The organism is Virgibacillus sp. GM2-2 (genome assembly GCF_055329585.1).
Window position 1 is genome coordinate 1 of record NZ_JBUZWC010000188.1, and the last position, 227, is coordinate 227.

1 protein-coding gene is annotated in these 227 nt (G+C 69.2%); it reads left to right on the forward strand.

Features of this window, described 5'->3' with window-relative positions:
* Positions 1-227: biotin--[acetyl-CoA-carboxylase] ligase (locus tag ACY9Z2_RS19490; protein ID WP_463611324.1), on the forward strand; the 227-nt coding region annotated here is incomplete at both ends.

Genomic DNA, 227 nt, shown 5'->3' on the forward strand with positions numbered 1-227 from the left:
GGACTCACCACGTCGCGCATCGGGCGCTACTTCGTCCACCGGGATGTCGTGGACTCCACCATGGCTATCGCCCGCCGCGAGGCCGTGGAAGGCGCACCACACGGGACGGCCGTCCTGGCCGAAGAACAGACCGCGGGCCGCGGGCGCCGCGGACGCACCTTTTACAGCCCCGCCCGGCAGAACATCTACGTCACCTTCGTCCTCCGCTGCCCACTCGATGTCCATCG